The organism is Clostridium sp., from assembly GCF_051278035.1.
Classification (GTDB): domain Bacteria; phylum Bacillota; class Clostridia; order Clostridiales; family Clostridiaceae; genus Clostridium_AD.
This window is the reverse complement of sequence record NZ_JBNMNU010000172.1, coordinates 1-8,927: the sequence shown is the minus strand read 5'-3', so window position 1 is coordinate 8,927 and position 8,927 is coordinate 1. Positions and strand designations below refer to the sequence as shown.

Here is an 8,927-nt window from a genome sequence, read left to right as displayed (position 1 = left end):
CTGATAATCAGCATGAGAGCTCCAATTTTTAAGCATAAAATAATCCTCCTAGTAAAACATGTATTTAAGAGGAGGACCGCAAAATTTTACAGACATGTCAAGTGTTTTATGCAAAAAAAGTGGGGGGATCAACAAAAATCAATGATACTAAAAATGAGTAATCACAGGAGCTAAGGAGTTTCAGTGAAAACTCAATATGTAAAAGGGGGGGAGAATTAAATGTCTGAATATAGATTAGACATTGTTGGAGATATTAAGCTAGGTGATTATAGTAATATACATGATTACATGGGAGTAATTGAACAAAGCGATAAGTTTACAATTACATCTAAAATGAAAAATTCTAATGAAGTTGGAATATTGTGCAAGATGTTGGAAAATAATTATTTCAAGATTGTAGAACAAGGGAAAATGAAAAATGGACAGTATTCCATTACATCACAAAAGGAAAGATAAAAAAATTCATTTGAAAATATCTTCAAGGAACAAATTTCGGGATCATTGTATACTAAATTTGTTCCTTATCTTACGTGAAGTACCTTTCACAGTTAAAGGTGAATTTACTGTAAATATTGAAATTATTTACTCATAGTGGTATGTTATAAAGAGAATTTAAAATGCTACAGGAGGGTAATATGGAAAAAGAATTATTCATTAAAAATAGAATGAATTTATCAAGTAAATTAGAGGAAAATTCTATAACATTAATATTTGCAGGTGAAGCACCATATAAATCGGGTGATGAAAAATATTTATTTACTCCAAATAGAAATTTTTACTATTTAACAGGAATTGAGAGAGAGAAAATAATTTTAATGTTAGTAAAAAGAAATGGTAAAGTTGAAGAAACATTATTTATAGAAAAAAATGATTCTGTTATGGCTAGATGGGTAGGGGAAAAAATGCCACCAATAGAGGCAAAAGAAATTTCAGGTATTGAAAACATTGAGTTTATAGATGACTTTGAAAAAAACTTTGGTTCGATTTTAAATAGAGTAGAAATAGATAATTTATATTTGGATCTTGAAAGACAAGAGTTTGATATGTCAAACTGCACGCCACAAAGGTTTGCTAGGAACGTAATGGAAAGATATCCATACATAAAAGTGAAAAATATTTACCAGGGAATAGCTAGTCTTAGACTTATAAAATCAGAAGAAGAAATATGGTTAATTAGAAAAGCTATAGACATTACAGATAATGGGATAAAAGAACTGTTAAAAAATTCGAGAGTTGGTATGAAGGAGTATGAACTTGAGGCATATTTTAATTTTACATTAAAAACTAGTGGAGTAACAGACTTTGCTTTTAAAACTATAGCAGCTAGTGGTAAGAATGCGACAATACTTCATTATGATAAAAATAATAGTGAACTTCAAGATGGTAAACTAATACTATTTGATTTAGGTGCTCAATATAAATACTATAATTCTGATATAAGCCGTACATTTCCAGTCAATGGTAAGTTCACAGATAGGCAAAAACAGGTTTATAATGTAGTATTAAGAGCACAAGAAGCAGTAGAATTAATTGCAAAACCTGGTATACTGTTTTCAGTTTTAAATGAAACCGCTAAAAATGTACTGGCACATGGGTGTATTGAGTTAGGTATTATTAAAGAAGTCAGTGAACTACCAAAATATTACTTCCATGGTGTAAGTCACTATTTGGGGCTTGATACTCATGATGTAGGAAATCGTGACATTGAGTTAAAAAAAGGTATGGTGTTAACTAATGAGCCAGGACTTTATATAGAAGAGGAAAGCATTGGAATTAGAATAGAAGATGACTTACTAATTACAGAAGATGGATGTGAAAATCTTTCAAAGCAAATAATAAAGACAGTAGAAGAAATTGAAGCTTTTATGGAAAAGTAGATTTGCCACGGTATTTATTTTAAGTAGTAATTATATAATTACTACTTATTTTTTAGAGCCAATATTTAGGTTGAGAATGACATATATAAGGAGGATTATAATTTGATAAAAAAATATTTCCTATTGCGGTCCTCATAAAAAATTATTTGCCTTGGACATGGGTTGTGCGTTTTTAGTGGCGTGATCAGATCTTGTATTTCCTATGGTGACTAGAAACATTTTAAATGAGGATTTACCGCAAGGTAATATACGAAAAGTATTTATATTTACAGCAGTACTAGCAATTTTATATTTATTCAAATTACTATTTAATTATATAATAGAATATTGGGGTCATGTTGTAGGCGTGAGAATGCAGTACGAAATGAGAAAAGATATATTTTCTCATCTTCAAACCTTATCTTTTAAGTATTTTGATGATAACAAGACTGGACATATCATGTCTAGAATAATTAATGAGTTAATGGGAATATCAGAACTTGCACATCATGGACCAGAGGATTTATTTATTTCAGCAGTTATGCTTATAGGATCGTTTATTGCACTTTGTACTATAAACGTGCAATAAACGGTAATAGTATTTTCTACTCTTCCTCTCATGGTATGGTTTGCTATGAGCAGAAGAATTAAAATGTCAGAAGCTTTTAGAGCTGTTAGGAAAGAAATCGCAAATGTAAATTCAAGCCTAGAGAATAGTATATCGGGTATAAGAGTTTCTAAATCTTTCACTAATGAAGACTATGAAATGGATAAGTTTGATGAGGGGAACGAACAGTTTAAAGATTCAAGACAGTATGCATATAAGTATATGGCGAAGTTTTCTGCTGGAATAAAATTTTTAGTGGACATGTTGAATGTAATTATTATTGGGTTTGGGGGATATTTTATATATAGGAAGTGGATTGATATACCTGATTTAGGTGCATACTTATTATATATACAATTTTTTATGCAACCAATTCGAAAACTTACCTCCTTTGTTGAACAATATCAATCAGGGATGGCTGGGTTCGAAAGATTTGTAGAACTAATGAATATAAAGCCCGAAATAATTGACAAGGATAATGCGATAGATCTTAAAAATGTAAAGGGAGATATAGAGCTAAAAAATATAACTTTTAGTTATAATGATAAAGCATCTATTCTATTAAATATGAGCCTTAATATACAAGATGGAAAGACTCTAGCAATTGTTGGACCATCAGGTGGAGGTAAAACTACATTGTGTCACTTAATTCCAAGATTTTATGAATTAACTGACGGCGACATTTTAATTGATGTGATAGTATTAAAGACGTAACTTTAAAATCATTAAGACAAAATATTGGCATTGTTCAACAAGATGTATTTTTATTTACAGGAACCATAAAGGAAAATATATTATATGGAAGGCCTGGAGCCACTGATGCTGATGTAATTGAGGCTACATCGGCACTGGATAATGCTACAGAGATATTAATCCAAAAGTCGTTAGAAAACTTATCCAAAGGGAGAACGACACTTGTAGTAGCACATAGGCTTTCTACTATCAGAAATGCACATGAAATTGTAGTAATTACTGACAATGGCATACAGGAAAAAGGCACTCATGATGAGCTAATCAAAATTAATGGAATGTATTCTACTCTCTATAATGCTCAATTCAAGGGTTATATTTCGGATGAGTTAGTATAATTGTTGTTTTTTAGGATCATATATTATAAAACAAAAAGCTTATCTTCTTAAAATAAGAAGATAAGCTTTTTGTTTTATAATAAGATTAACAGAAAATTATGTATAAAAATGTAAAAGAAAACAATAAGAAAAACAATCATTAAACAAGGGGAAAAAAAAGTTTTATAGAATATTAAATATATGGTAAAAAAATACAGTAAATTCGAAGGATAACTACGGTTAATCATAAAATTTTAAGATAAGTTTATAAAAGGGGGAAGGAAATGATTGAAAGAAAGAATAGCATTATAAAGTTATTATATGATACGAGAAGTTTAATAGATATTAACAAAACAGCAGCAATAGATGTGGGGTTAAAGGAGGATGAGGTTATAGGTATTAAATGCTATTCGGACAAGTTCGTAGATAATAATTTCTTTGATTATAAAGTTGCAATATCTATGCTGTATAAAAATAGAAAAGATTAGATAGAAAAAATATAAATAATAAGAATGTTATTCTATGTAAGAAATGGGACTTAAGTGGGTATAATTATAGAAACAATAAAATTATTGCGAGCGAGGTGTTTGAACATGATGTTCAACAAATTTACAGAAAGAGCACAAAAGATATTGGTTTACGCTCAAAAGGAGGCTGAAGAATTAAAACATGGATATGTAGGCACAGAGCATATACTATTAGGAATTTTAAAAGAAGAGGCTGGCGTATGTAAAAAAACACTGAATAATATGAAAATAACTTCAGAAAATGTGAAAAAATTAGTAATAGATTATGAAGGTGAAGGAGACGCTCAAATGCGTAGTACTGAGATACCTTTAACACCAAGAACAAAGAGATTATTAGATTTAAGTCTTTTAGAGGCTAGAAATTTAAATCATAATTATATTAGTCCAGAACATATCTTGTTAGCTTTAATTAGGGATGCAGAAGGAGTAGCATATACAATATTAGTTAATTTAGGGGCAGATTTCAATAAACTTAAAAATGAGATATTAGATAATTGGTGCTCTGAAGACACTCCAAAGGGAAGCATATCAAAAGAAAAAAAACAAAGTAGTACACCAACCTTAGATAATTTTGGTAAGGATTTAACTGAAATGGCGAGAGAAGGTAAACTTGATCCTGTTATAGGAAGAGATAACGAAACTCAAAGGCTCCTAGAAATTTTGTGCAGAAGAATGAAGAACAATCCTTGCCTTATAGGGGAAGCAGGTGTGGGTAAAACAGCAATAGCAGAGGGGCTTGCTCAAAGGATAGCCAACGGTGGTATTCCGGAAAGTTTAAAAAATAAAAGACTTATAACTTTGGATATAGCGTCGATGGTGGCAGGATCTAAATATAGAGGAGAATTTGAGGAAAGACTTAAAAAAGTTATGAAAGAGATACTAGAATCAGGAAATGTCATTATATTTATAGACGAGATACATACCATTATAGGTGCAGGAGGGGCAGAAGGAGCTATTGATGCTTCTAATATATTAAAACCAGCACTTGCAAGGGGAGAAATACAATGTATAGGGGCGACGACTACAGACGAGTACAGAAAGCACATTGAAAGAGATCCAGCATTAGAAAGAAGATTTCAACCGATAACTGTAGGAGAACCAAGTAAAGAGGAAGCAGTTAATATATTAAAAGGACTAAGAGATAAGTATGAAGCACATCATAGAGTTAAAATTACTGATAGTGCAATAGAAGCAGCTGTTAGCTTATCCGATAGATATATATCAGATAGATATTTACCTGATAAAGCAATAGATCTTATTGATGAGGCAGGAGCAAAAGTAAGAATACAAAATTTAACGGTTCCACTGAATCTTAGAGATTTACAAGGCGAAATAGATAAACTATACAAAGAAAAGGCTGATGCTATATCCTTACAGGACTTTGAAAAAGCAGCTAAAATAAGGGATAGTGAAAAAGGGTTAAAGGAAAAACTAGATAACTCTAAAAAAAATTGGAAAACTCAAAATGGAGTGGGTGAGTTAATAGTTTCAGAACTAGAGATTGCGAGTGTAGTATCGAAATGGACTAATATCCCTGTAGAAAAATTAACTCAAAAGGAATCCGAACGCTTACTAAAATTAGAAAAGGTACTTCACAAGAGAGTGATTGGACAATATGAGGCAGTCGAATCGATTTCAAAGGCTGTGAGACGGGCAAGAGTAGGATTAAAGGACCCTAAGAGGCCTATTGGGTCTTTTATATTTTTAGGTCCAACTGGCATAGGTAAAACAGAGTTATCTAAAGCACTAGCAGAGGCAATGTTTGGTGATGAGAATAATATGATAAGAATAGATATGTCAGAATATATGGATAAGCACACAGTTTCTAGGCTTGTGGGTTCACCGCCTGGTTATGTAGGATTTGATGAAGGAGGTCAATTAACAGAAAAGGTGAGACATAGCCCTTATTCTGTCATACTTTTTGATGAAATTGAGAAAGCTCATCCAGACGTAATTAATATTTTGCTACAGATATTGGACGATGGAAGGCTAACAGATGGAAAAGGCAAGACAATAAACTTTAAAAACACATTGATTATAATGACATCTAATGTAGGTGCATCAAAGCTGAAGAAGCAAAAGTCACTAGGCTTTTCTATAAATGGAGATGGAGCTTGCTCAGAATATGAAAAGATGAAGGGAAATATAATAGATGAGTTAAAAGATTCTTTCAAACCAGAATTTCTAAATAGAATAGATGATATTATCGTATTTCATTCATTAGAACAGGAAGATTTATATAAAATAGTGGAAATAATGCTTGAGGTGGTCAAAGAGCGCCTTAAACTGCTCCAAATAAATATTAGCTTTAATGATGAGTCGAAAAAACATTTAGCTAAGGCTGGTCTTAATACTAACTATGGAGCTAGACCTCTGAGAAGAGAGATTACTAAAACTGTAGAAAATGTGCTTTCAGAGGAGATACTTAAAGGTAACATTAATAAAGGAGATAACGTAAGTGTTAGTATGAAAAATGGTGAATTGCTATTTAAGACTTTTTAGTGATTTGTATAATTATTGTTCTTTATGTATATTATAAAGTATATAATTATAAAAATAGAATTCTTTAAAAACCACTTATTAGTGGTTTTTTGACTTAATTATAACACTCGTGGGGGCGGATTTATGGCTAAGATTAAATTATAGGAACAGCTTCACTTAAAGATATTGTAAGGAAAAAGATTAACCTCATTTCAGAGCCACTGATGAGCATTTAACAATATTAACAAAGTAGGGAGAAAAATATGAGAGAAGATAAAAGTAGGGAACTCATGAGCATATTAAAAATAATGGCACCTGGCACTTCACTTAGAGAAGGGCTGGAAAATATTTTAAGAGCTAAAACTGGCGGTCTTATTGTACTCGGAGACTGTAAGGAAATACTGGACGTTGTAGATGGAGGGTTTAAAATAAACTCGGAATATAGTCCATCTTACTTATATGAGCTAGCAAAGATGGATGGAGCTATAATAATAAGTAATGATTTAAAAAAAATATTATATGCTAATACTCAACTTATGCCAAGTCCTGCAATACCGACTTTTGAAACTGGAACAAGGCATAGAACAGCTCAGAGAATAGCTAAGCAAACGGGGTACGTGGTTGTTGCTATATCACAAAGAAGAACTATTATAACTGTATATAAAGATGACATAAAATATGTACTTAGGGATAGTAGTGTGATTTTAGCAAGGGCAAATCAAGCTATTCAGACCTTAGAAAAATATGGCTTCGTTCTTGAACGAGTAGTACGTAATCTAAATCTTTTAGAAGTTCAAGATTTGGCTACTCTATTTGATGTTATAACTGCCCTGCAAAGAACAGAAATGGTTATGCGAATAGTTGGAGAAATTGAAAGGTACATATGTGAACTTGGCAATGAGGGCAGATTAATTTCAATGCAATTAGGTGAGCTAGTAAAAAGCGTAGAAGAGGACGGGATATTATTAATAAGGGATTATTGTCAAAGTGGTATGGATTATACTGGGGTATATATGCAGATAGAAAATATGAGTTCGGAAGAATTGCTGGATTTAGATTATATCTCTAAAATTATTGGATATATAGGTGTTCCATTGGTGGATACTTTAATTTCTCCAAGAGGTTATAGGATACTGAATAAAATATCTAGAATACCAGCAAATGTTATAGAAAATTTAGTTGTGCACTTTAAAGAATTAAAGGCTGTAATGGAAGCTTCTTTTGAGCAACTGGACAGCGTAGAGGGTATTGGCGAAGCAAGGGCTAAGTCCATTAAAAATGGGTTAAGAAGATTAAGAGAGAAATTTATGTTAGACAAACAAATATAACACAAAATAAGTTTCAACTTATTTTGTGTTATATTTGTTATCTCATAGTATATTTACCTAAGGTGCTAATTTCATCATATTCTTTTAAAAGAACGTCATATAAATTAAGGTCTAAAAGGTTACACAGTGAAGTAATATAAAAAAGGTTATTCCCAAGCTCACGTTCTATCACATCTCTACAGTTTTCACAAAGTTTACCCTCTAGATGAGTATCAAGTGAGGCGCTAAACGTATCTAGATCCAAATTATCTATATTTTCAGGAGTAAACTGCTTTTTAGCATCAACTTTGATACACCCACAATTAGTAACTGATTTTACAACAGATCTACTGACCCTTGCTTCAGACTCCTGAAGCTTAGTAATTATATCTAAAATACTTCTATGGCGCAATAATGATTCGTCCACAGAATTTTGAAAATTATCAAATATACAATCTTTCATCAAATTCAACTCCTTATAAAGATTTAATTAACTAACTATCTTAATTATAGGTTTTACATTAGCTTTTTGTCAATAAATTAAGTACAAATTTTAGCTTGTGAATATATAATAAATCAATAAGAGTTTTTTTAATAGGGGGAAGATTATGTTAAATGTTGGTGAAAAAATATTTTTAGCTGATTATGGTGCTGGTTATGTACAGGACATAGATAGCAAAGAATTATTTGATATAAAGAATAATTATATAAATATATTTCTTTTATTAGATAATATGAATTTTATGATTCCACTAGATAAAATTCAAAATTATAAGATAAGGGAACTTTTAAGTGTTTTAGAATTAGAAAATACATTGAATACAATAGGGAATGATTGCGATTATATAGAAAGTAATTGGAATAACAGGTATAGAAGCAACAAGAAAAAAATTCAAAGTGGTAATACTCTAAAACTGTGTGAGGTAATTAGAGATTTATATTATTTAAAGAAAAATAACTTACTCCCACCAGGAGAAGTAAAGATATTAGAAAGGGTTGAGGGTATGATAGCAAGCGAAGTAATGTTAGTTTTAGGACTGAATATGGATAGATCATTAGACAAAATAAGGAATTTAAATTAA

7 protein-coding genes and 1 pseudogene are annotated in these 8,927 nt (G+C 31.0%); 7 read left to right on the top strand and 1 reads right to left on the bottom strand.

The genetic code is table 11. The features are described 5' to 3' along the window. The first annotated feature begins 219 nt into the window (after positions 1–219). The 6 genes and pseudogenes from ACJAX4_RS19405 to disA all read left to right on the top strand — a co-directional run bounded on the left by ACJAX4_RS19405 (position 220) and on the right by disA (position 7,866). Positions 220–456, top strand: a complete 237-nt coding sequence (locus tag ACJAX4_RS19405; protein WP_435791087.1) for a hypothetical protein — start codon at positions 220–222, stop codon at positions 454–456. A 179-nt stretch (positions 457–635) separates the two neighbouring features. Further along, entirely contained in the window at positions 636–1,877 is a 1,242-nt protein-coding gene (locus ACJAX4_RS19400; protein ID WP_435791086.1) for an aminopeptidase P family protein, read from the top strand. 157 nt (positions 1,878–2,034) lie between these two features. Beyond that, positions 2,035–3,551 (top strand): annotated as a pseudogene (locus tag ACJAX4_RS19395) (ABC transporter ATP-binding protein). Between the two features lie 263 nt (positions 3,552–3,814). After that, a complete protein-coding gene (locus ACJAX4_RS19390; protein ID WP_435791085.1) occupies positions 3,815–4,018 on the top strand; it encodes a hypothetical protein in 204 nt (67 codons plus the stop codon). A gap of 105 nt (positions 4,019–4,123) precedes the next feature. Further along, positions 4,124–6,559, top strand: a complete 2,436-nt coding sequence (locus tag ACJAX4_RS19385; RefSeq protein WP_435791084.1) for an ATP-dependent Clp protease ATP-binding subunit — start codon at positions 4,124–4,126, stop codon at positions 6,557–6,559. A gap of 242 nt (positions 6,560–6,801) precedes the next feature. After that, complete coding sequence (gene disA / locus ACJAX4_RS19380) at positions 6,802–7,866, top strand: DNA integrity scanning diadenylate cyclase DisA (protein WP_435791083.1); 1,065 nt, start codon at positions 6,802–6,804, stop codon at positions 7,864–7,866. A gap of 37 nt (positions 7,867–7,903) precedes the next feature. Here disA and ACJAX4_RS19375 read toward each other — a convergent pair whose 3' ends face one another. After that, positions 7,904–8,308: a DUF1573 domain-containing protein gene (locus ACJAX4_RS19375; protein WP_435791082.1), complete on the bottom strand. Its 405-nt coding sequence runs from the start codon at positions 8,306–8,308 to the stop codon at positions 7,904–7,906. Between the two features lie 145 nt (positions 8,309–8,453). On the opposite strand from ACJAX4_RS19375, the gene ACJAX4_RS19370 reads away from it, so the two are divergent. After that, a complete protein-coding gene (locus ACJAX4_RS19370; RefSeq protein WP_435791081.1) occupies positions 8,454–8,927 on the top strand; it encodes a CarD family transcriptional regulator in 474 nt (157 codons plus the stop codon).